Below are 20,775 nucleotides of genomic sequence, written 5' to 3' on the forward strand. Positions count from 1 at the left end.
CCGTCATGTACCTGCCCCGCTCGCCCCTGCGCCACGCCGATGCCGACCCCAGTCGGCCGGTGATCTGGACCGTCAGCGTCTCGCGGTTGACCGGTCTTCTCGGCGACGTCATTCCCGAGTTCGATCGCCGCGCGCGTGTCGAGCAGATCAACCTCGGCTTCGAGGAAGCGGTGGACGTGATCGGCCAGCGCCTGCGCCGCGAGCACTGCGACGTGGTCATCGCCGGCGGCTCCAACGCGGCCTGGCTGCGCAGCCGGCTGGAGCTGCCGCTGGTGCCGATCCAGGCCAACGGCTTCGACCTGATGGAAGCCTTGGCGCGCGCACGTCGGATCGCCGGCCGTATCGGCCTGGTCACCCACGCCAGCGACGTGCCGGTGTTCAGCAACTTCCAGCAGAGCTTCGGCCTGGACATCGAGCATCGCCGCTTCGTCACCCGCGAGGATGCCCGCGACTGCATCGCCGACCTGCGCGCCAACGGCATCGAGGTGATCGTCGGCACCGGCATGGCCATCGACCACGCCGAACAGGCCGGACTGCCCGGCGTGCTGCTGTACTCGGCAGATTCGGTACGGCAAGCGTTCGAGCACGCGTTGGAACTGACCCAGACTCTGGCCCGCTCCGGCGGCAGCCGGCCCGCGCCGCGCCGCCGTGCCGCACCGCGCAGCGATGCCCACGACCTGCTCGGCGACAGCGAGGCCATGGCACAGGTGCGCGCACAGATCACGCTGTACGCCCCGCATGACAGCACCGTACTGGTCACCGGCGAAACCGGCACCGGCAAGGAACTGGTGGCGCGCCAGCTGCACGCCGCCAGCGGACGCCGTGGCCGCTTCGTGGCACTGAACTGTGGCGCGATCAGCGAATCGCTGCTGGAAGCGGAGCTGTTCGGCTACAGCGATGGCGCCTTCACCGGCGCACGCCGTGGCGGCCGCGTCGGCCTGGTCGAGGCCGCTGACGGCGGCACCCTGTTCCTGGATGAAATCGGCGAACTTCCGCTGCCACTGCAGACCCGCCTGCTGCGGGTGCTGGAAGAACGCGAGGTACTGCGTGTCGGTGCCACCGAGCCGACCCCGGTCGACCTTCGCGTGGTGGCCGCGACCCTGCAGTCGCTCGAGCAGCGCGTGGCGGCCGGCAGCTTCCGCCGCGACCTGTATTACCGCCTGGCCGCGCTGCGCATCGCCCTGCCCGCACTGCGTGCCCGGCGCGGTGACATCGCGCTGCTGGCGCAGCATTTCTTCCGCCAGCTGCGTGGTATCGACGCGCCACTGGATGCGGAGGCACTGGCGGTGCTGACCACCGCAGAGTGGCCCGGAAATGTGCGCGAATTGCGCAATCTGGTGGATCGGCTGCGCATCCATTGGCAACCTGGTGAGGGGCTGATTGATGCCGCGCGACTGCTGCAGCTGGCACCCGAGCTGGTGAATGAGGGCGCCGCTGCGCTACCAGTGGAAAGCAATGGCAAGCGGCCGCCGCGTGCGCAGTTGGAAACGCTGTTGCAGGAACACCGCAATGACCGCGAGGGCATGGCACAGGCGCTGGGCGTCTCACGCACCACGCTATGGCGCTGGCTGCGCGCGGAGGGATTGTAACGTCCTGCCATCTGGCTGGTGCACACCGATCTCTGGCCGGGGCGAACCGATGCCGATGTCTGTTTGGGGGCAAACCGATGCCCTCGGCGGTGCGAAGCGATTCCCGGTGGGTGCGAACCTTGGTTCGCACCGCTTTTCCCAATCATCCCATCCACGCATGGCGTGGATCTACTGGAGCGTCCAGGCGCTACAGCACGCTCGTCGGCCGGGCGCGGAATAAAGTGCAATCAGCGCGCCCAACGCGCTTCGATCGCGAACCGTCCACTCCCCACTGCGGCAATCCACAACAGCAACACACCCAGCGGCACTTCGCTCAGGTAGAAGAACCAGCTCAACCAATCCGGCACGCTCAGTCCCGCAGGAATGCGCGCGATGCCATCGGTCAGCGCTGCCACCGCACAGATCCCCGCCAGCAGCAGGGCCGAAGGCCGGCTGAGCAGGCCCAGCACCAGCAGGCCGCCCGCAATCCATTAAATGCCGCCGAGCACCGGCGCACTGAACACCGGGAACGGGATCCCCGCATCAACCAGCGTATGCACCATGCGTTCGCGGCCCGCATCGGTGAACACCTTGTTCCAGCCGGACACGCAGAACATCACCCCGGCGACGATGCGGGCGATCAACAGCAGGAACGCTTCCACGCCGTGACGCGGCGGCGGCACCGCAAACAGGCAACGCCAGGAGGGCATGGCAACTCCGGAAGTCGAGATCATCCATCGGAGTGTGCCGGTTATGGGCCTGCTCGCAGATGAAGCAATCCGGTCCATTTGCGACAGCCTGCTCTTGTGGAGTCGAGCCCTGCTCGACTGCCTCATGCGTCGGAGCAGCAGCCGAGCAGGGCTCGACTCTACAAAAGGCGTGCGTCGGCCAGCAGAAGCTCGATTTCCTCCACCTGCACCACCGGCACCTGCCACGGATGATGCGGCACGATGCCCTGTTCGAAGATGCGCTGCAGCCGCTGCGGATTTCGCGGCAGGCAGAATTCCAGGCGTACGCTGTCGACCACTTCGGTGCGCCCCGCCTCACCCTGCACGGGCGACGCACCCACGCGCGGGCGGAACTGTTCGAACCCCGGCGCCGACCACCACATACCGTGCTCGTAGTCGCCGGCCGCCAACGCATCCACCGCCAGGATGCCCTGCTTCACAGCGCCCAGTGCTGCCGACGGCACGAAAACCACCACGCGGTACAGCGGCAGGCGTTGCATCGGGCAGCCTTACGGGTACAGCAGGCGCTTGCTCCAGCGCCCTTCGGCGCCGGCTTCATAGCACCAGCGTTCGTGCAGGCGGAACTGCGCGCCGTACCAGAACTCGATGCGGTCGGGCACCACGCGCAGGCCGCTCCAGCCTTCCGGGCGCGGCACATCCTTGCCCTCGAAGCGGGCTTCGACCTCGGCCACGCGCGCATCGAATTCCTCGCGCGTTGCCAGCGTCTTCGACTGCTGCGAGGCCCACGCGCCGATCTGGCTCATGCGCGGGCGGCTGGCGAAATAGGCATCGGCTTCGGCATCGGCAACCTGCTCGACACGGCCTTCAATGCGCACCTGGATACCGGCCTCGCGCAGGCTGCGCCACAGGAACAACAGCGCGGCCTGCGGATTGGCCTGCAGCTCCTGGCCCTTGTGGCTGTCCATGTGGGTGTAGAACACGAAACCACGCTCGTCGAACGCCTTCAGCAGCACGGTACGTGCCGAGGGACGGCCGTGCGTATCGGCAGTGGCCACGGTCATCGCGTTCGGCTCGACCTCGCGGCTCTGTTTGGCTTCTTCGAACAGGCCGGCAAACGTGGACAGGGCTTCGGCGTACAGGTCGCTCATGATTGCGTTCTTCTCACACGGATTGGGCTATTGTGGCTGCATGGCCGCTGCTGCGTATATGCCCCAGGTGAAAGGATTCCCCGAAACATTGGCCGAACAGGTGCTGGACGATGCACTGGGCAACGCTGCAGCGGTTCCAGTATTGGCGATCAGCGGCCTGCAGGGGAGCGGCAAATCGACGCTGGCCGCGCAGGTGGTGGCGCGCGCCCAGTCGCGCGGCCTGAACGCCGCCACGCTGTCCATCGATGATGTCTACCTGACCCGCGCACAGCGGCAGCGTCTGGCCCGCCAGGTGCACCCGCTGCTGATCACGCGCGGCCCGCCGGGCACCCATGACCTGCCGTTGGCCCATGCAGTGCTGGACGCCGTGGCCACACGCCAGCCCTTCGCGATGCCACGCTTCGACAAGCTGGCCGATGAACGCCTGCCCGAAGCGCACTGGCCGCAGCTGCAACGACCGCTGGACCTGCTGGTCTTCGAAGGCTGGTTCCTGGGCACCCCCGCGCAGGATGAGGACGCGCTGGACAGCCCGTTGAACGCACTGGAGCGCGAAGCCGACGCCGATGGTCGCTGGCGGCGCTGGTGCAACCAGGCGCTGGCCCGCGACTACCCGGCGCTGTGGCAGCGCTGCGACCGCCTGTGGTTCCTGCAGCCACCGGATTTCTCGGTGGTACCGCGCTGGCGCTGGCAGCAGGAGCAGAACCTGCAGGCCGCGCAGCCGGGCCGGCACGGCATGAGCCGGCCACAGCTGGAGCGCTTCGTGCAGTACTACGAGCGGGTCAGCCGCCAGGCGCTGCATGCCCTGCCCGCCCTGGCCGACCACGTGGTGGTGCTGGACGGCCAGCGACAGGTGCAGGACGTGCGCTGAGCGCGCCTATTCCACCAGGAAGGTCACCCGCAGGTTGACCCGCCATTCGGTGATTTCGCCGCTGCCATTGGTCACCACCTTGGTCTCGTTCACCCAGGCTCCCTGGATGCCCTTGACCGTCTCGGAGACCTTCTTCAGACCGCTGCGCACGGCGTCCTCCACGCTCTTCGGCGAGGAGGCGGTGATTTCGATGACCTTGGCGACCGTCATTGCCTGTACTCCGGTTGGCGCGGGAAACCCCGCAGGAACGCCTACCCTGACGTGAAGGACGTAAAGGCCAGGGCACGGAGGTGTTAGCATCACAGGGCATGAATCCTGCTCCGAACCTGATCCTGATCGGCCCGATGGGCGCCGGCAAAACCTGCATCGGCCGCCGCCTGGCCGAGCGCTTCACGCTGGACTTCGTCGATGTCGACCAGGCCATCGTCGATGCCGCCGGCGCCAGCATCCCGACCATTTTCGAGCACTCCGGCGAAGCCGGCTTCCGCAGCCATGAACGCGAGGCGCTTGCCCGCGTGCTGGAAGGTCGCGGCCAGCTGGTCTCCACCGGCGGCGGCGCGGTGCTGGATCCTGGCAACCGTGCGTTGATCGCCCAGCGCGGCTTCGTGGTCTACCTGCGGGTCAGCGTGAACGCGCAGCTGGAACGCCTGGCCCGCGACAAAGGCAGGCCGCTGCTGCAGCGCCCGGACCGTGAGCAGGTGCTGCACGATCTGGCCGCGCACCGCGACCCGCTATACCGCGAACTGGCCGACATCACCCTTGATACCGACCCGTACACCGCTGCCGACGCGACCGCCCACCTGGTGGTCAAGCTGGCCACGCAATGGCAGCGCCAGGACCTGACCCCATGACTTCCCCCGCCCTGCTGCAGGTCGCCGTCGGCGGCGACCGCCCTTACTCCATCACCATCGGCGCCGGTGCGCAGGCAGACGGCATCGCGCTGGCCTCGCATGTGCGTGGCCGCCACGTGCTTTTGCTCAGCGACAGCGAAGTGGCCCCGCGCTATCTGGATGCCGTGAAGCAGACCCTTCTGACCGCACGCCCCGACCTGATCGTCGGCGAGCATGTGCTGGCCGCGGGCGAAGCCTCCAAGACGCTGGCCGAATTCGGCCGTGCCATCGAAGCGCTGGCCGCGCTTGGCGCCACCCGCGACGCCTGCGTGTTCGCCCTCGGCGGCGGCGTGGTCGGTGATCTCGCCGGCTTCGCCGCGGCCTGCTGGATGCGCGGCGTGGACTGCGTGCAGCTGCCGACCACCCTGTTGGCGATGGTCGATTCGTCGGTGGGCGGCAAGACTGCGGTCGACATCCCGGCCGGCAAGAACCTGGTCGGCGCGTTCCATCCGCCGCGCGCGGTGATCGCCGATACCCGTGTGCTGGCCACCCTGCCGCCGCGCGAGCTGCGTGCCGGCCTGGCCGAAGTGGTGAAGTACGGCGCGCTGGGTGATGCCGTGTTCTTCGAATGGCTGCAGCAGCATGCCGATGCGCTGCTGGCCGGCGAGGATGCGGTACTGGCCGAAGCCATCGCGCGCAGCTGCCGGCACAAGGCTGCCATCGTCGAGCGTGATCCGTTCGAGAAGGGCGAGCGCGCCCTGCTCAACCTCGGCCATACCTTCGGCCATGCCATCGAGACCGAGCAGGGCTACTCGGCCCCGGGCCGCGATGCACTGAACCACGGCGAGGCGGTGGCGGTGGGCATGGTGCTGGCCGCGAAGCTGTCCACCGATCTGGGCCTGGCCGACGATGCCGATCGCGCACGCCTGCAGGCGCTGCTGGAACGGCTCGGCCTGCCGGTGTCGATCCCGGCCGGGCTGGACCCGCAGGCCCTGCTCGGCCGCATGCGGCTGGACAAGAAGAATGTGGCCGGCCGTCTGCGCCTGGTGCTGTGGCGCGGCATGGGCCGCGCCGAAGTGGTGCCGGACGTAGGTGAGGCGGCGGTGCTGAAGGTGCTGTCGGCCCGGTAGTGCCGGCCGCTGGCCGGCAACGTCAGCAACGAGGAAGCCCGCCAGCCGCCGGCACGACCGCGTTGCGGCCGGGGTCACCCTGGCCCCGCTACAATCGGCCCATGCACGTCTACCTGCAACATCCCGATGCCGGTGCGCAGGCACCGCGCTTCCTGCGCCTGAGCCTGCAGCCGGACCTGTTCGGCGGCTGGGAGCTGCTGCGCGAGAGCGGCCGCGTCGGCAACCGCTCGCAGCTGCGGCGCGAGCTGTTCCTGCAGGCTGACGAAGCCCGTCATGCCTTCGAGAAGGCCCGCGATGCCGAACTGCATCGCGGCTTCCAGATCCTCTCGCACGGCGACTGACGCCGCTGCCAACTTTCGTCCAAGGAATGCCCATCGTGACCAGCCCTCTCCGCAACGATCGCCTGCTGCGCGCCCTGCGCCGCGAACCGGTGGACTGCACCCCCGTCTGGCTGATGCGCCAGGCCGGCCGCTACCTGCCGGAGTACCGCGCAACCCGGGCCAAGGCCGGCAGCTTCCTGGCCATGGCCAAGAACCCGGAGATCGCCTGCGAAGTCACGCTGCAGCCGCTGCGCCGATTCCCGTTGGACGCAGCCATCCTGTTCTCGGACATCCTCACCATTCCCGATGCGATGGGCCTGGAGCTGTACTTCGTTGAAGGCGAAGGCCCGAAGTTCCGCCATCCGGTGCGTGACGAAGCGGCCATCGCCCGGCTGGCGGTACCGGACATGGAGCAGGACCTGGGCTATGTGATGGACGCAGTGCGCCTGATCCGTCGGGAGCTGGACGGCCAGGTACCGTTGATCGGCTTCTCCGGCAGCCCCTGGACACTGGCCTGCTACATGGTGGAAGGCGGCGGCAGCAAGGATTTCGCGCGCATCAAGGCAATGGCGCTGAACCATCCGCAGGCCCTGCACCGCCTGCTGGAGGTCACCACCGACGCGGTGATTGCGTACCTGGGCGCGCAGCGCGCGGCCGGTGCGCAGGCGCTGCAGGTGTTCGACACCTGGGGCGGCGTGCTGTCGCCGGCCATGTACCGCGAGTTCTCGCTGCGCTACCTGCAGCGCATCGCCGAGGGCCTGGAGCGCGGCGAAGGCAGCGAGCGCACGCCGCTGATCCTGTTCGGCAAGGGTACCGGCCTGCACCTGGAAGCGCTGTCGCAGACCGGCGCCGATGCACTGGGCCTGGACTGGACGCTGGACCTGGACGAGGCGATGCGCCGCACCGGTGGCCGCGTCGCGCTGCAGGGCAACCTCGACCCGACCACGCTGTACGCCTCGCCGGATGCGATCGCCGCAGCCGCAGCGCGGGTGCTCGACACCTACGCCGCCGGCAACGGCGGTTCGCGCGAGGGCCATGTGTTCAACCTCGGCCACGGCATGTCGCCGGACATGGACCCGGCCCACGTGCAGGTGCTGGTCGACGCGGTGCACGCGCACAGCCAGCGCTGAGCATTCGGCATACGGTTGCGGCGCGATGTTGATCGCGCCGTGACCCACAGTGCGCGATCATGGCATCCCCCACGCTGCACCGGCCGCACCCCATGTCCACATCGCCATCGACCTACAACCGCCAGCGCCCCCTGCTGTGGCTGGTGTCCTTGGCGATCTTCATGCAGATGCTGGACTCGACCATCGTCAACACGGCATTGCCGGCGATGGCGGCCAGCCTGGGCGAAAGCCCGCTGCAGATGCAGTCGGTGGTGTTCAGCTACGCGCTGGCGGTGGCCACCTTCATTCCCGCCTCGGGCTGGATCGCTGACCGCTACGGCACCCGTCGCACCTTCCTGGTGGCGATCATTCTGTTCACCCTCGGCTCGCTGGCCTGCGCGCTGGCCCAGCACCTGCACCAGCTGGTCGGTGCGCGCGTGCTGCAGGGCATCGGCGGCGCAATGCTGCTGCCGGTCGGCCGGCTGGCAGTGATGCGATCAGTGCCGCGCGAGGATTTCCTGCGCGCGATGAGCTTCATCGCCATCCCGGCCCTGGTCGGCCCGCTGATCGGCCCCACGCTGGGCGGCTGGCTGGTGGAGATCGCCTCGTGGCACTGGGTGTTCCTGATCAACCTGCCGATCGGCGTGATCGGATTCATCGCCGCGATGAAGATCATGCCCGACCACTACGCCAGCCATCGCACCCGTTTCGACCTGCGTGGCTACATCATGCTGGCCTTCGCGATGGTGGTGCTGTCACTGGCACTGGACGGCATCTCCGGACTGGGCACGCCACACGCGTTGGTGATGCTGATGACCGTTGCAGGGCTGGCGGCGCTGGTGGGTTACTGGCTGCACGCTGCCAATTCGACGGCGCCGTTGTTCTCGCTGGCGCTGTTCCGCGTACCCAGCTACCGCATCGGCATTCTCGGCAATCTTTTCTCGCGCATCGGCAGCAGCGCCATGCCGATGCTGATCCCGTTGCTGCTGCAGGTCGGCCTGGGCCTGGGCCCGATGAACGCCGGCCTGATGATGGTGCCGGTGGCAGCCGCCGGCATGGTCTCAAAGAAACTGGCGGTGAAGCTGGTGGAGCGCTACGGCTACCGCCGCGTGCTGATGGTCAACACCGTGCTGGTGGGCCTGGCGATGGCCAGCTTCATCCTGATGACACCCGGCCAGCACCTGGCCTGGCGCCTGTTGCAGCTTGCGTTCTTCGGCGCGGTCAATTCGCTGCAGTTCACCGTGATGAACACGGTGACCCTGCGCGATCTGGACCGTGAGTTCGCCAGTTCCGGCAACAGCCTGCTGTCGATGGTGATGATGCTCGCCGCCGGCTTTGGTGCTGCTGCGGCCGGCAGCCTGCTGGCCGCGTTCGGCAACCACCTGGACAGCAACAGCGCCACCGCCGCGCTGCATGCCACGTTCCTGTGCGTGGGCGCGATCACCCTGACCTCGACGATGATCTTCTGGCAGCTGCCCGATACCAAGCCGGAGCCACGGCAGGTCGAACACGTTGCGGAGTGAGGGTGCTTCGGCAGGGCCTGCGGCCCTGTACCCGCAGAAGCCGAAGCAACAGCAACAGCGAGCATTCCGTGGGTTGGCGGGGCGGTGTGGGCTTGCAGCACACGCCGTAAACCCATCCCTGGGGGCTCGATGGCGCCATCCATGGCGCCAACGGTCCTGCAAGCCCACACCGCCCCACCTCTGACAGGTTCACGCGGCTGTGGGTAACAGCGACTGTTGGAACGCGCGGTTGTTGGTAGGTGTCGACCTTGGTCGACACATCTGTCAGATCTCGAATTCCAGATTGGGGTCAGAGCCCGTTGCGCAGCAACGGGATCCGACCCTGTGCTCCGACAGATCGCGGAAAACTGTCGAAGGCGGGGTGGGTCCGGTTGCGGGAGTGTCCGCGGCATGGATGCCGCGGCCAAGCCCCCATGGATGGGTTCACGGCGTCTCCCGCAACCGGATCCACCCCGCCATCCCACAGGACGCCAGCTTTTGCTTCGGCTGTTGCTGTTGCTCCGGCTTGCAGCAGGTGCAGGGCTGCAAGCCCTGCAATAAACCCTACCTGCCCATCGCCCTGGCGATCGCTTCCACCAGCAGTTCACCGGTCACCGGCTTGCGCAGGAAACCACCGATGCCGGCCGCTTCCACCTGCTGCTGAAGGTCCGGATCGGTCCGTGCCGTCACGGCGAGCAGTGGCAGCATGTAGCCTTGGTTGCGCAGGTGCTGGGCCAGCTCGAAGCCGCTCAGGCCCGGCAGGTCCAGATCCAGCAGGCCGACGTCGAAATCCCCTGCGCTGATCTCGCGCAGTGCCGCCAGCGCATGGCCCGCATGCACCACTTCATGGCCGCGCGCACTCAACAGCCCGCGCACCACATCAGCCACGGTTGCATCATCCTCGACCAGCAGCACGCGCAATGGCGGCATGTTGGCCGCATCCTCGCGGTGCACTTCGCCCTCGGACTCTGCATTGGCATCGACCACCAGCGGCAACGGCAGGGTCACGCCAAAACACGTGCCGCGGCCGAGCTGGCTCTCCACCTGGATACGCCCCTGCATCGCCTGCGCCAGTTCGCGGCAGATCGCCAGGCCCAGGCCGCTGCCGCCGTACTGCGCCGCGGTGCGGGCGCCATCGGCCTGCTCGAAGCGGCGGAACAGGCGCTGCTGCTGTTCCTGGCTGATGCCCGGCCCGGTGTCGCGCACTTCGAAATGCAACGCGCGCAGCTCGCCGTCGCTGCGCGCATGCAGGGTGATGGTTCCGCGGCTGGTGAACTTGACCGCGTTGGAGAGCAGGTTGAGCAGGATCTGCCTTACCCGCATCGCATCGCCGGTCGCCTGCAGGCCAGGCGGCAACTGGTTGTCGAGGGTGAAGCGCAGGCCCTTCTGCGCTGCCAGCGGTCCCATCAGCGCGGCCAGGTCCTGCAGCAGGCAGCTCAGCGCGAACGGCTTGGACTGCAGCTCCAGCCGTCCGGATTCGATCCGTGCCAGGTCCAGTGCATCGTTGACCAGGTGAAGCAGGTGTTCGCCGGCGTGCCGGATCGACTGCGTGTAGCCGCGCTGCTGCGGGTCCAGCGGCGAGGCCAGCAGCAGTTCGCTCATGCCGAGCACACCGGTCATCGGCGTGCGGATTTCGTGGCCGAGATTGGCCAGGAAGCGGGTCTTGGCCGCCGAGGCCTGTTCGGCCAGTTCCTGTTTATGCAGTGCCAGCTGATAGGCATGGCGCCGCTGCAGGCGACGGCGATACAACCAGGCAAACCAACTGGTCAGCAGAAGCGCGATCGAGGCCAGCACCAGCAGCCCGGACAGGCTGCGCCACCACGGTGGCTGTACACGGAATTCCAGGCTCTGCACCCGCGACCAGACATGGTCGGCCGAGCGCGCCTGTACCTCCAGGCGGTAGCTGCCCGGCGGCAGGCGCGAAAACAGGCGCTCACCGGCCGGCCCCACTTCCACCCAATCGGGGTCGTAGCCGGCCAGGCGGTAGCGGTAGCTGTTGGAGGCCGAATCGGCGAATGACAACAGTCGCGCGACGATGCGCAGGTCACGGTCACCATCGGCAATCTGCAAGGGCGTGTCGTGGGTCAGGTCGAGTACCTGCTCGTTGCGGCGGACTTCGACCCGTTCGATCACCAACGGCGCCCGCCGCACCGACGGCCGCACCTGTTCCGGGTCGAACACCACCACGCCGGCCGGGGTACCGGCCACCAGATGGCCATCGCCGGACATCGTCAACGTGTGCTCGCGGAACTCCTGGCTGGGCAGGCCGTCGTGGACGCCGTACAGGCGCACGCTCTGGCCATCGGCGCCAACCCGGACCAGGCCGCGCGCACTGGTGGCCCAGGCCACCCCCTGTGCGTCGACCACCAGCCCGGAAGCGGAGATCGCCGGGTAACCCTGCTCCGCGCCGACCACGGCCTGCCGTTCAAGCCGCCCCTGGCTCCAGCGGTAGCGCGACAGGCGGCCATCCTCCGACAGCCAGACCTGGCCATCGCGGCCCACGTGCAACGCATGGATCGCGGTCGCCGGCGCGCCCGGCACCGGCTGGAAGCGCTCGCTTTCCGGCAGCCACTGCAGCAGGCCACGGCTACTGGCCAGCCAGATGTGGTCCTGCGGCCCGCATTCCACATCCAGGTTGAGCTGGCCCTGCTGCAGGCCGCGCTGGCCGTTTTCCAGCTGGCGGCGCAGGCGACCGTCGAGGTCACGCTGCTGCAGGCCTGCAGGCAACATCAACCATAGACTGTCGCCGTCACAGGTCATCATCGACTCGATGACCCCTTCCATGGTCGCGTCGGCCCCGGCATCACGGCCCCAGCGACGTAGCTCACGTCGCTTCGGGTCATAGCGCAGCAACGCATCGGTCGAGCCGATCCAGACCTGGCCACGGCGATCCTCGCGTACCGAGGACAGCCAGTACATGCCATTGACCCAGGTGCGGTGCTGCTCGATCTTGCCGGTCCTGGGATCGAACCGGTCCAGCGCGCCGTGGCTGCCGACCGTCCAGATGCCGCCATTGCTGGAAGGGCTGGTGCCGAGCACGAAGGCATTGCGCAGCGAACCGGTGTCGTCCTCCAATCGCGACAGCACCGAGAACTGCCACCAGCGCGGCAGCAGGTGCCACAGGCCGGCATTGGTACTGGCCAACCAGATGCCGCCTTCGCGGTCCTCGTAGGCGCCCGTCCAGTTCGGCCGCACCGGCCCGCGCGCAACGGCGCTGTACAGCGGAACGGTCTGGTACTGCCCATCCACGGCCCGACCAAGCCCGGTACGGGTATCCAACCAATGCCCGCCCTGTTCATCGCGCAGCATCATGCCGAGCACCTGCTCGCCTGGCGGCAGTTTCCAGGGCGGCGATTCAAAACGCCCGTCGGGGCGACGCACCGTGGCGCCGGCCATCGTACTGATCCACAGGCTGCCATCGGGTTCGCTGGTCAACCCATTGATCAGCAGGCTGGGAATGACGTCGGTGCCGACCCGCTCGAAGTCGGTGCCGGTCCAGCGCGCCACGCCATGCTTGGTGCCGACCCACAGGCTGCCATCGGCCAGCGTAGCCAGGTACGGCACCGAGGCGGCAGGCAGGCTGCGGGGATTGTTGGCCTCGGGCAGGAAACGCTGCAGGCGGTCCTGGCTGTCCAGCCGGTACAGCCCACCTTCGTGGGTCCCGAACCAGATCGCACCGTCCGGCGTGGTCGCCAGGCTCCAGACCGTGTTGGTCCCCATCAACGGCTGGCTGCTGCGGTCGTAGAAATGCAGCTGGCGGCGGTCGGCCGACATCCGTACCAGGCCCGCGTTCTCGGTCCCGATCCAGAGCTGGTTGCGCGCATCGACCAGGACCGTCCAGATGCGGTTGTCGCGCAGGCCATCCTCAGAACGCCAGATCCGGTAGTTGCGCCCGTCGTAACGGGCCAGGCCGTCGTTGGTGGCGATCCACAGGTAGCCATAGCGGTCTTCGGCCATGCGGTTGACGGTATTGGACGGCAGGCCGTCGAATACCGTCACCTGGCGCGGGCTCGGTGGCACCGGCTGCGCGGCAGCGGGTGACAGGCCGCACAGGAGGATCAGCAGCAGCATTGCCGCCCGCAGATACACCACCGATTGCCTCCTCACGCTGCCTGATGATTCCCGCGCCGCGGGCGTCGGCATGGTAAACCGAAAGTCGCGCCGTTCACGCCCGGCGTCGACGTTTTCAAGGTGTGGTCTGTCGTTTGGCGCGAGCCTGGATGATCGCTGCCACCAGCATGTCGCCGGTCACCGGCTTGCGCAGGAAACCATCGAAACCGGCAGCGAGCACCTGCGATTCGGCATACGCATCGGAGCGGGCGGTCACCGCCACCAGTGGCAGTTCGTAGCCCAGGGTGCGCAGCTGGCGGGCGATCGCAGTGCCGTCCAGCGCAGGCAGGTCGAGATCGAGCAGGCCGACATCGAAGCCGTCGGTAGCGATCTCCGACAAAGCCCCCAGGCCATGCAGCACATGCACCACCTCATGGCCGCGGCTGCGCAGCAGGCCGGCGATGACCTCGGCCACGGTGGCATCGTCCTCCACCAGCAGGATGCGCAGTGGCGGCAGCATCGGCAGTGCCGGCGCTTCGCCCGTGGCGGCTGCCTGCCGGGTCCAGGGCAGCGGCAACCGCACCCGGAAACGCGCGCCCTTGCCTGGCTGGCTGTCCACTTCGATGCGCCCGCCCATCGCCACGGCCAGCTCCTGGCAGATCGCCAGGCCCAGCCCGCTTCCACCATAGCGCGAGGCCGTGCGCGGCCCATCCGCCTGTTCGAATCGGTGGAACAGCCGCTCCTGCTGCTCGGCATTGATACCCGGACCACTGTCGTGCACTTCGAAGCAGAGACCGCCGCCGTTCTCTTCCAGGTGCACGGCCAGGCCGACATGACCGCGCTCGGTGAACTTGATGGCATTGCCCAGCAGGTTGAGCAGGATCTGCCGCACGCGCATCTCGTCGCCACTGACGCTGATCGGGCCGGGCGGATCGTCGCCACGCTGGAAATCCAGCTTGCGCTGTTTCGCCATGGGCTGCATCAGCGCCTGCACCTGGTCGAGCAGTCCGGCCAGGTCGAACGGACGCAGATCCAGCTCCAGTCGACCGGCTTCGATGCGCGCGAGGTCCAGCGCATCGTTGACCAACCGCAGCAGATGGCTGCCGGCCTGCTGGATGGAGCCGGCATAGCTGCGCTGCACCGGGTCCAGCGGTGTGGCCAGCAGCAACTCGCTCATGCCAAGCACGCCGGTCATCGGCGTGCGGACTTCATGCCCCAGCGTGGCCAGGAACCGGCTCTTGGCCTGCGAGGCCTGTTCGGCCAGCTCCTGCTTGTGCACGGTCAGTTGCCATTGCTGGCGACGGCGCAGGCGCGCACGGATCGACCAGACCAGGACGAGCAGCAGCAGCGAACCGATCAGGATGTAGCCGAAGATCGCCATGCCGCTGCGCCACCAGGGTGGCAGCACCTTCACCTGCAGCTGCTGCGAAGGCGTCCATGCACCATTGGCGGTGGCCGCCTGCACTTCGATGACGTAGCTGCCGGTCGGCAGTCGCGACAGCGTGCGCTGGCCGTCGCCGCCCTGCTCCACCCAGTTCTGGTCATACCCGCGTACCCGGAAGCGGTAGCGGTTGCCCTGGGGATTGGCATACGACAACAACCGTGCATCGATCTGCAGGTCGCGATCATCCGGTCCCAGCAGCAGGGTGCCGGTGTTCGGCAGCGGCTGCCAGCCGCGTGCATCGTCGCGGCGCACGCGCACCTCGGCAATCACCAGCGACGACCCGGGCAGCACCACGTCGTCGGCATTCACGTCGAATGCAACCAGGCCGGTCTGGGCAACGGCCAGCACGCGACCATCGGCATTCACCGCTGGCGGCCGGCTGGTGAACTCGGCATCGGACAGGCCATCGCGTTCATTGAACAACTGCAGGCGCCGGGCTTTCGGGTCCCAGCGCAGCAGGCCGCGCGGCGTGGTCGCCCACACCCGGCCATTGTCGGCCAATGCCAGGCCCCCCATGCTGACCGGCGGCACACCGGCGCTTCCATCAATGCGCTGGATCAGGCGCAGGCTCATGCCATCCCACTGGTAGCGCTCCAGCGCGCCCTGGCGGGCCAGCCACAACTGCTGCGGATCCACCCACACCAGGTCGTAGATCAGCCCGCGCGAGACCCCCGGCACCGCTTCGAAGCGACCGGCCTGCTCACGCCAGATGCCCATGTCGCCCATCACCCATGCCTTGCCATGGGCATCGAAGCGGATCTGCTCGATGGGTGAGTCGGCCGCCTTGCGGAAATCGTCGAGAGGATAGCTGCGCAGCACCCGGCCCTCCGCACTGCGCTGCTGCAGGCCCAGGTTCATCACCGAAAGCCAGACCGTGCCATCGGGTGCCTGCCGCATCAGGTCGATGCGCTGGCGCAGATCGGCGCCTCCACCGATGTGCCAGTCGTGCAGCGCGCGGGTGGCCGGGTCATACACGCTGATGCGGCCGGCACGCCCCAGCCACAGGCGCCCGTCCGACCGCGGCAGTACCGACCACACCGCACCGCTGCCGATCTCGCGGTCGCTGGCCAGCAGGCGCAACGTGCCGTGTGCGTCCAGCTGATACACGCCGTGCGCCGAACCCACGTAGTAGTTCTGGCCATCACTGGCCGCGCCCAGCAGGTACTGGCTGTCCAGCGGCTTGCCATCGAGCTGGTTCCAGATCGAGAAGCGGCGCCAGTCCGGCGGGAGGTAGGCCAGTCCCTGGGTCAGCAGGGCGACCCACAATCCGCCTTCATGGTCCTGCAGCAGATCGAGCACACCGCTCTGTGCAGTGAGGAAACCACTGCCGCGGTCGCCGTCGAGCCGCCATAGCGCACTTGCGTCGCCACGCAGCAGGCCATCGGACGTGCCCGCCCAGTAGCCGCCCTGGCGATCGGCCAGCACCAGCGCCGAGCGCAGGCCGGCGCTGTCGCTCCAGCGCGGACGACTGACCCGGTCCTGCGCATCGATGCGGTACAGGCCATCGTTCTGGCTGCCGACCCAGATCGAGCCATCCGGATCGCGGCTCATCCGCAGCACGCTCAATGCGCCCAGCGCGTGCGGTGCCACGGGCTCGAAGTCACGGCCATTCCAGCGTGCGACGCCGGCCTCGGTACCGATCCACAGGCGCCCCCGCGCATCGACCAGGCTGCTGTAGATGGTGTTGCTGGGCAGGCCGTCGGCACGGGCCGGGTCGTGCTTGAAGAAGCGCAGGCTGCCGTCCTCCCCGAACCGGCAGATACCCTGGCTGCTGGTGCCGATCCACAACGCATCCCCGGCGTAGGCCAGCGTCCAGAACTGGCCCAGGCACGGACCATTGACCGCATCGAAGGTCTTGAACCGCTCGCGGTCGGCATCCAGGCGGGCCACGCCCTTGCCATTGATGCCCACCCACACACGGTCCAGCGGATCGACCAGCAGGGTCTCGATCTCGTTGCCGGGCAACGAACCGGGCTGTTCCGGGTCATGTTCCCAGACCCGCAGCGAGCTGCCGTCGTAGCGCACCAGACCGCCATCGGTTGCGGCCCAGACATGGCCCTGGCGGTCCTCGGCCAGCGCCAGCACCATGCGCGAAGGCATGCCTTCGGCGGCACCGAAGCGCCGCAGGCGTGGTGTTTCTGCCATGTCCAGGGCTGCAGCCGCCGTGGCAGACGCCAACAGCAGCAGCCCCGTTGCCGCGATGCCCAGGCACCACAGGCGCCAGCTGCTCGTCATCCTGAACCCCCTGTCCTGTCCCGATTGTCACACAGGGCCGGGGTCATGGCTGCAACAGCCTGTTGCCGGGGCAGGACCACCACGAACTGTTGCAGCCATGCACGCATCCTTGGCAGGGGCCTGTGCGTATGATCACAGCGTCCCCCTTCCGGAGCCCGCCATCGATGCGTCCCTGCCTGGCCCTGCTGCCGATGCTGCTCGCCACCGCTCCCGCCTGGGCGGATGCAGATACCTATCGCCTCGATCCGGTGCACACGCGTGTGCTGTTCAGCATCGACCACGCGGGCTACTCGCAGGCGATGGGCACGGTCTCCGGCAGTGAGGGCCGGCTGCAGTTCGATCCCGACAACTGGCGCGAAGCCACGTTGGACGTCGAAGTCCCCGTGTCGCGATTGGACCTTGGTGACGCCAAATGGAACCAGGCCACGCTGGCCCGCAGCCTTCTGGATGGCGAGCGTTTCCCGAAGGCACATTTCGTCTCCAGCCGGGTCGAACCGATCGATGCCAGGCGCGCCCACGTGATCGGCACCCTGACCCTGCGCGGGGTCAGCCAGGAGATCACGCTGGACGTGACCCTCAACGCCATCAAGCGCTACCCCCTCCCCCCGTTCCGACGCACCGCCGGTTTCTCCGCCAGCACCACGCTGAGCCGGCGCGCGTTCGGCATCACCGCCTGGCCGGGCGTCATCGGTGATGCAGTACAGCTGAGGATCGAGGCCGAAGCCACCCTCGACCGCAGCGACGCCCCGGGAACTCCCGCTCCCGTTCCACACTCCGACCCCAAGACGGCCCCCTAGAGGACCCTTCATGACCGCCAAGAACACCCCCGCCGCCTGGGGGAGTGTCAGCCAGATCCTGCATTGGTTGATCGCATTGCTGATCCTCGCCCTGGGCGTGGTCGGCCTGACCATGGGCGAACTGCCCAAGACCCCCAAGTATTTCTGGGTCTATACCGCGCACAAGTCGATCGGCATCACCGTGCTGGCGCTCGTGCTCTTCCGCCTCGGCTGGCGCCTGTATGCCGGTGCCCCCAAGCCGGTGCCGGGCGTGCCCAGCTGGCAGGAACGCATCGCCAGTGCCACCCACGTGCTGCTGTATGTGCTGATGTTCGCCATCCCGCTGTCGGGCTGGCTGTACGACTCGGCCAGCGGCCTGCGCCCGTTCCGCTGGTTCGGCCTGGTCGACGTGCCCAAGCTGAGCGGTCCCGACCCGCAGGTGGTCGCCGTATCGCATGCCATCCACGAGTACGGCTTCTGGCTGTTGATCGCGGTGGTGCTGGCCCATGCCGGCGCTGCCTTCTACCACCACCTGTTCCAGCGCGATGCGACCTTGTCCCGCATGTTGCCGCGCGGCTGGCTTGCCTCCCCTCAGAAGGACTGACCGATGAACCTGAAACTGACCACTCCGGCCGCCGTGGCCGCCGCCCTGGCCGGCATGCTGGCCACCACCCCGGTGTTCGCCGCCGACTACGCACAGGCGCCCGGCGCCGGCTCGATCCTGGTGTTCGCCACCAAGTACGACGGCGAAGTGTTCACCGGCACCTTCCCGGGCTTTGCCACCAAGCTCAGTTTCGACCCGGCCAATCCGGCCGCCGGTTCGCTGGACGTGGTGATCCCGCTGGCCGGCGCCAAGAGCGGCAACAGCGACCGTGACTCGACCCTGCAGACCGCTGACTTCTTCAATGTTGGCAAGTTCGCCACCGCACGCTACACCGCCAAGGGCTTCCGCGCGGTGGGCAATGACCAGTTCGCCGCCGATGGCACACTGGAGCTGCGAGGCGTCAGCAAGCCGGTCACCCTCACCTTCACCTGGAAGCCGGGCACCCAGCCGGTGCTGACCGGCAAGGCCACGGTCAAGCGCCTGGACTTCGGCGTCGGCGGCGGCGACTGGGCCGACACCAAGACCATCCCGGACGAAACCGCGATCAGCACGATCGTGAAGTTCGACGCGAAGTAAACCGCGTCTGGTAGTGCCGGCCGCTGGCCGGCATCACCGGGCACGGCAACGCATCTGGTAGTGCCGGCCGCTGGCCGGCATCACCGGGCACGGCAACGCATCTGGTAGTGCCGGCCGCTGGCCGGCATCACCGGGCATCGCGGGGTTGCCGGCCAGCGGCCGGCACTACCGATCGACGGCCAGCCAGGCCTGGACCGTGGCCGCGTCGAACGGCCAGTCCAGCTCACGGTCGCCGCGCTCGTCGCGCAGCACCGGCACCCGCGCGCCGTAGCGCGCTTCCAGCGCAGGCTGGTCATCCAGGAACACCGATTCGAACTCCGGTGCCCGCGCCTTGGCCAGCTCGGCCAGGGCCATGTCGCACAGGTGGCAGTCATCGCGCTGGAACAGGGTCAACACCGGTTTTGCTCCCTCTGCCGAAATGCTGCGCCGCAGCCATGGAAGTGCGGCATGAACCGCTAGAATAGCGGTCTCCTCCGGTACCCGCAGTACGGCAACCATGGCTGTCAGCACGTTCGACGTTTTCAAGATCGGCATTGGCCCGAGCTCCTCGCACACCGTCGGGCCGATGAAGGCCGCCGAGCGATTCATCCATCGCTGGCTGCTCGACCCGGGTCGCCTGAACGAAGTCGCGCGCATCCGCGCCGATGTCTATGGCTCGCTGGCGCTGACCGGCCGCGGCCATGGCACCGACAAGGCGATCCTGCTGGGCCTGGAAGGCCAGCGGCCGAACCTGATCGATCCGGACATCATTCCGGCCACCCTGGAGCGCATCCGCAGCAGCAAGCGCATCCAGCTGATGGGCCAGCACGAGATCGCCTTCGACGAGAAGCGCGACCTCGGCATGAACAAGCGCCAGAAGCTGCCGTACCACACCAACGGCATGCGCTTCACCGCGTACAACGCCGAGGACGAGGTGATCGCCACCCGCGACTATTACTCGGTCGGTGGCGGCTTCGTGGTCAACCAGGACGACGCGGCCGATGACCGCATCGTGCCCGACGAGACCCCGCTGCCCTACCCGTTCAAGAGCGGCGACGAGCTGCTGGCGCAGACGGCGCGCAGCGGCCTGAGCATCGCCCAGCTGATGTTCGAGAACGAGAAGTGCTGGCGCAGCGAAGACGAGATCCGCGCCAACCTGCGCGAGATCTGGAGCGCGATGCAGTCGTGCGTGGCGCGCGGCATCCGCGAGGAAGGCGTGCTGCCGGGTGGCCTGAAGGTCGGCCGTCGTGCACCGGCGCTGTACCGCGAGCTGTCGTCGAAGCCGGAAGCAGCGATGCGCGATCCGCTGACCACGCTGGACTGGGTCAACCTGTACGCGCTGGCGGTGAACGAAGAGAACGCCGCCGGTGGTCGCGTGGTGACTGCGCCGACCAACGGCGCTGCCGGCGTGCTGCCGGCGGTGCTGCATTACTTCGACCGTTTCTGCCCCGGCGCCAACGAACAGCGCGTATTCGACTTCCTGCTGACCTCGGCAGCGATCGGCATCCTGTACAAGGAAAACGCCTCGATCTCCGGCGCCGAAGTGGGCTGCCAGGGCGAAGTGGGCGTGGCCTGCTCGATGGCGGCCGGGGGCCTGGTCGCGGCGCTGGGTGGCAACCCGAGCCAGATCGAGAATGCCGCGGAAATCGGCATGGAACACAACCTCGGCCTGACCTGTGATCCGATCGGCGGGCTGGTGCAGATCCCCTGCATCGAGCGCAATGCGATGGGCGCGGTGAAGGCGATCAATGCCTCGCGCATGGCGATGCGCGGCGACGGCAAGCACAAGGTGTCGCTGGACAAGGTGATCAAGACCATGCGCGATACCGGCCGCGACATGCAGGACAAGTACAAGGAAACCAGCCGTGGCGGCCTGGCGGTGAACGTCATCGAGTGTTGAGGCCGACCGGGCCCGGCGCGATGGTGCCGGGCCGCAGGTAGAGTCGA

General features: G+C 67.9%; 17 protein-coding genes and 1 pseudogene. 11 read left to right on the top strand and 7 right to left on the bottom strand.

Going from position 1 to position 20,775, the window contains the following annotated elements:
- Window positions 1–5: 5 nt before the first annotated feature.
- On the top strand, window positions 6–1,589 hold the full coding sequence (gene prpR / locus AC5P68_RS00510) for a propionate catabolism operon regulatory protein PrpR (RefSeq protein WP_049431674.1): 1,584 nt from the start codon (window positions 6–8) through the stop codon (window positions 1,587–1,589).
- A 227-nt stretch (window positions 1,590–1,816) separates the two neighbouring features.
- On the opposite strand, the pseudogene AC5P68_RS00515 reads toward prpR, so the two are convergent.
- The 3 genes and pseudogenes from AC5P68_RS00515 to pdxH form a co-directional block, all read right to left on the bottom strand.
- Window positions 1,817–2,278, bottom strand: a pseudogene (locus AC5P68_RS00515) (DoxX family protein).
- A gap of 158 nt (window positions 2,279–2,436) precedes the next feature.
- Window positions 2,437–2,796, bottom strand: a complete 360-nt coding sequence (locus tag AC5P68_RS00520; protein WP_049404536.1) for a YqfO family protein — start codon at window positions 2,794–2,796, stop codon at window positions 2,437–2,439.
- Between the two features lie 9 nt (window positions 2,797–2,805).
- Window positions 2,806–3,405, bottom strand: a complete 600-nt coding sequence (gene pdxH, locus AC5P68_RS00525) for a pyridoxamine 5'-phosphate oxidase (protein ID WP_033835389.1) — start codon at window positions 3,403–3,405, stop codon at window positions 2,806–2,808.
- A gap of 40 nt (window positions 3,406–3,445) precedes the next feature.
- Between pdxH and AC5P68_RS00530 the strand changes: the two genes are divergently transcribed.
- Window positions 3,446–4,273 (top strand): hypothetical protein, encoded by an 828-nt coding sequence (locus AC5P68_RS00530; protein ID WP_005410662.1) that lies wholly within the window; start codon window positions 3,446–3,448, stop codon window positions 4,271–4,273.
- Between the two features lie 6 nt (window positions 4,274–4,279).
- Here the strand turns inward: AC5P68_RS00530 and AC5P68_RS00535 are convergent, their stop codons facing one another.
- A complete protein-coding gene (locus tag AC5P68_RS00535) occupies window positions 4,280–4,483 on the bottom strand; it encodes a dodecin family protein (RefSeq protein WP_005410663.1) in 204 nt (67 codons plus the stop codon).
- Window positions 4,484–4,581: 98 nt separating this feature from the next.
- On the opposite strand from AC5P68_RS00535, the gene AC5P68_RS00540 reads away from it, so the two are divergent.
- The 5 genes from AC5P68_RS00540 (at window position 4,582) to mdtD (ending at window position 9,185) form a co-directional block, all read left to right on the top strand.
- Window positions 4,582–5,124: a shikimate kinase gene (locus tag AC5P68_RS00540; protein WP_012481014.1), complete on the top strand. Its 543-nt coding sequence runs from the start codon at window positions 4,582–4,584 to the stop codon at window positions 5,122–5,124.
- Window positions 5,121–6,233: a 3-dehydroquinate synthase gene (gene aroB / locus AC5P68_RS00545; RefSeq protein WP_033835390.1), complete on the top strand. Its 1,113-nt coding sequence runs from the start codon at window positions 5,121–5,123 to the stop codon at window positions 6,231–6,233. Before AC5P68_RS00540 ends, aroB begins: the two co-directional genes overlap by 4 nt.
- Before the next feature lie 101 nt (window positions 6,234–6,334).
- The gene (locus tag AC5P68_RS00550) at window positions 6,335–6,574 is read left to right on the top strand and encodes a WGR domain-containing protein (protein ID WP_005410666.1); all 240 of its coding nucleotides are present in this window, start codon (window positions 6,335–6,337) and stop codon (window positions 6,572–6,574) included.
- A gap of 26 nt (window positions 6,575–6,600) precedes the next feature.
- Entirely contained in the window at window positions 6,601–7,683 is a 1,083-nt protein-coding gene (gene hemE / locus AC5P68_RS00555) for a uroporphyrinogen decarboxylase (protein WP_012481016.1), read from the top strand.
- Between the two features lie 92 nt (window positions 7,684–7,775).
- On the top strand, window positions 7,776–9,185 hold the full coding sequence (mdtD, locus tag AC5P68_RS00560; RefSeq protein ID WP_010482759.1) for a multidrug transporter subunit MdtD: 1,410 nt from the start codon (window positions 7,776–7,778) through the stop codon (window positions 9,183–9,185).
- 543 nt (window positions 9,186–9,728) lie between these two features.
- Here mdtD and AC5P68_RS00565 read toward each other — a convergent pair.
- Together AC5P68_RS00565 and AC5P68_RS00570 are read right to left on the bottom strand one after the other, a co-directional pair.
- On the bottom strand, window positions 9,729–13,256 hold the full coding sequence (locus tag AC5P68_RS00565) for a hybrid sensor histidine kinase/response regulator (protein WP_033835392.1): 3,528 nt from the start codon (window positions 13,254–13,256) through the stop codon (window positions 9,729–9,731).
- Between the two features lie 94 nt (window positions 13,257–13,350).
- Window positions 13,351–16,893: a sensor histidine kinase gene (locus tag AC5P68_RS00570; RefSeq protein ID WP_231522725.1), complete on the bottom strand. Its 3,543-nt coding sequence runs from the start codon at window positions 16,891–16,893 to the stop codon at window positions 13,351–13,353.
- Window positions 16,894–17,057: 164 nt separating this feature from the next.
- On the opposite strand from AC5P68_RS00570, the gene AC5P68_RS00575 reads away from it, so the two are divergent.
- The 3 genes from AC5P68_RS00575 to AC5P68_RS00585 are packed head-to-tail and all read left to right on the top strand — an operon-like array spanning window position 17,058 to window position 18,849.
- Window positions 17,058–17,690 (top strand): YceI family protein, encoded by a 633-nt coding sequence (locus AC5P68_RS00575; RefSeq protein ID WP_005410671.1) that lies wholly within the window; start codon window positions 17,058–17,060, stop codon window positions 17,688–17,690.
- 10 nt (window positions 17,691–17,700) lie between these two features.
- The gene (locus AC5P68_RS00580) at window positions 17,701–18,273 is read left to right on the top strand and encodes a cytochrome b (RefSeq protein ID WP_005410672.1); all 573 of its coding nucleotides are present in this window, start codon (window positions 17,701–17,703) and stop codon (window positions 18,271–18,273) included.
- Window positions 18,274–18,276: 3 nt separating this feature from the next.
- Window positions 18,277–18,849, top strand: coding sequence for a YceI family protein (locus tag AC5P68_RS00585; RefSeq protein WP_033835394.1), 573 nt, complete (start codon window positions 18,277–18,279; stop codon window positions 18,847–18,849).
- 165 nt (window positions 18,850–19,014) lie between these two features.
- Here AC5P68_RS00585 and AC5P68_RS00590 read toward each other — a convergent pair whose 3' ends face one another.
- Window positions 19,015–19,245: a glutaredoxin family protein gene (locus AC5P68_RS00590; RefSeq protein ID WP_005414144.1), complete on the bottom strand. Its 231-nt coding sequence runs from the start codon at window positions 19,243–19,245 to the stop codon at window positions 19,015–19,017.
- Between the two features lie 100 nt (window positions 19,246–19,345).
- On the opposite strand from AC5P68_RS00590, the gene AC5P68_RS00595 reads away from it, so the two are divergent.
- Complete coding sequence (locus AC5P68_RS00595) at window positions 19,346–20,728, top strand: L-serine ammonia-lyase (RefSeq protein ID WP_005410675.1); 1,383 nt, start codon at window positions 19,346–19,348, stop codon at window positions 20,726–20,728.
- Window positions 20,729–20,775: the final 47 nt, after the last annotated feature.

It is taken from the genome of Stenotrophomonas sp. YJH_SMC_58 (genome assembly GCF_059369635.1).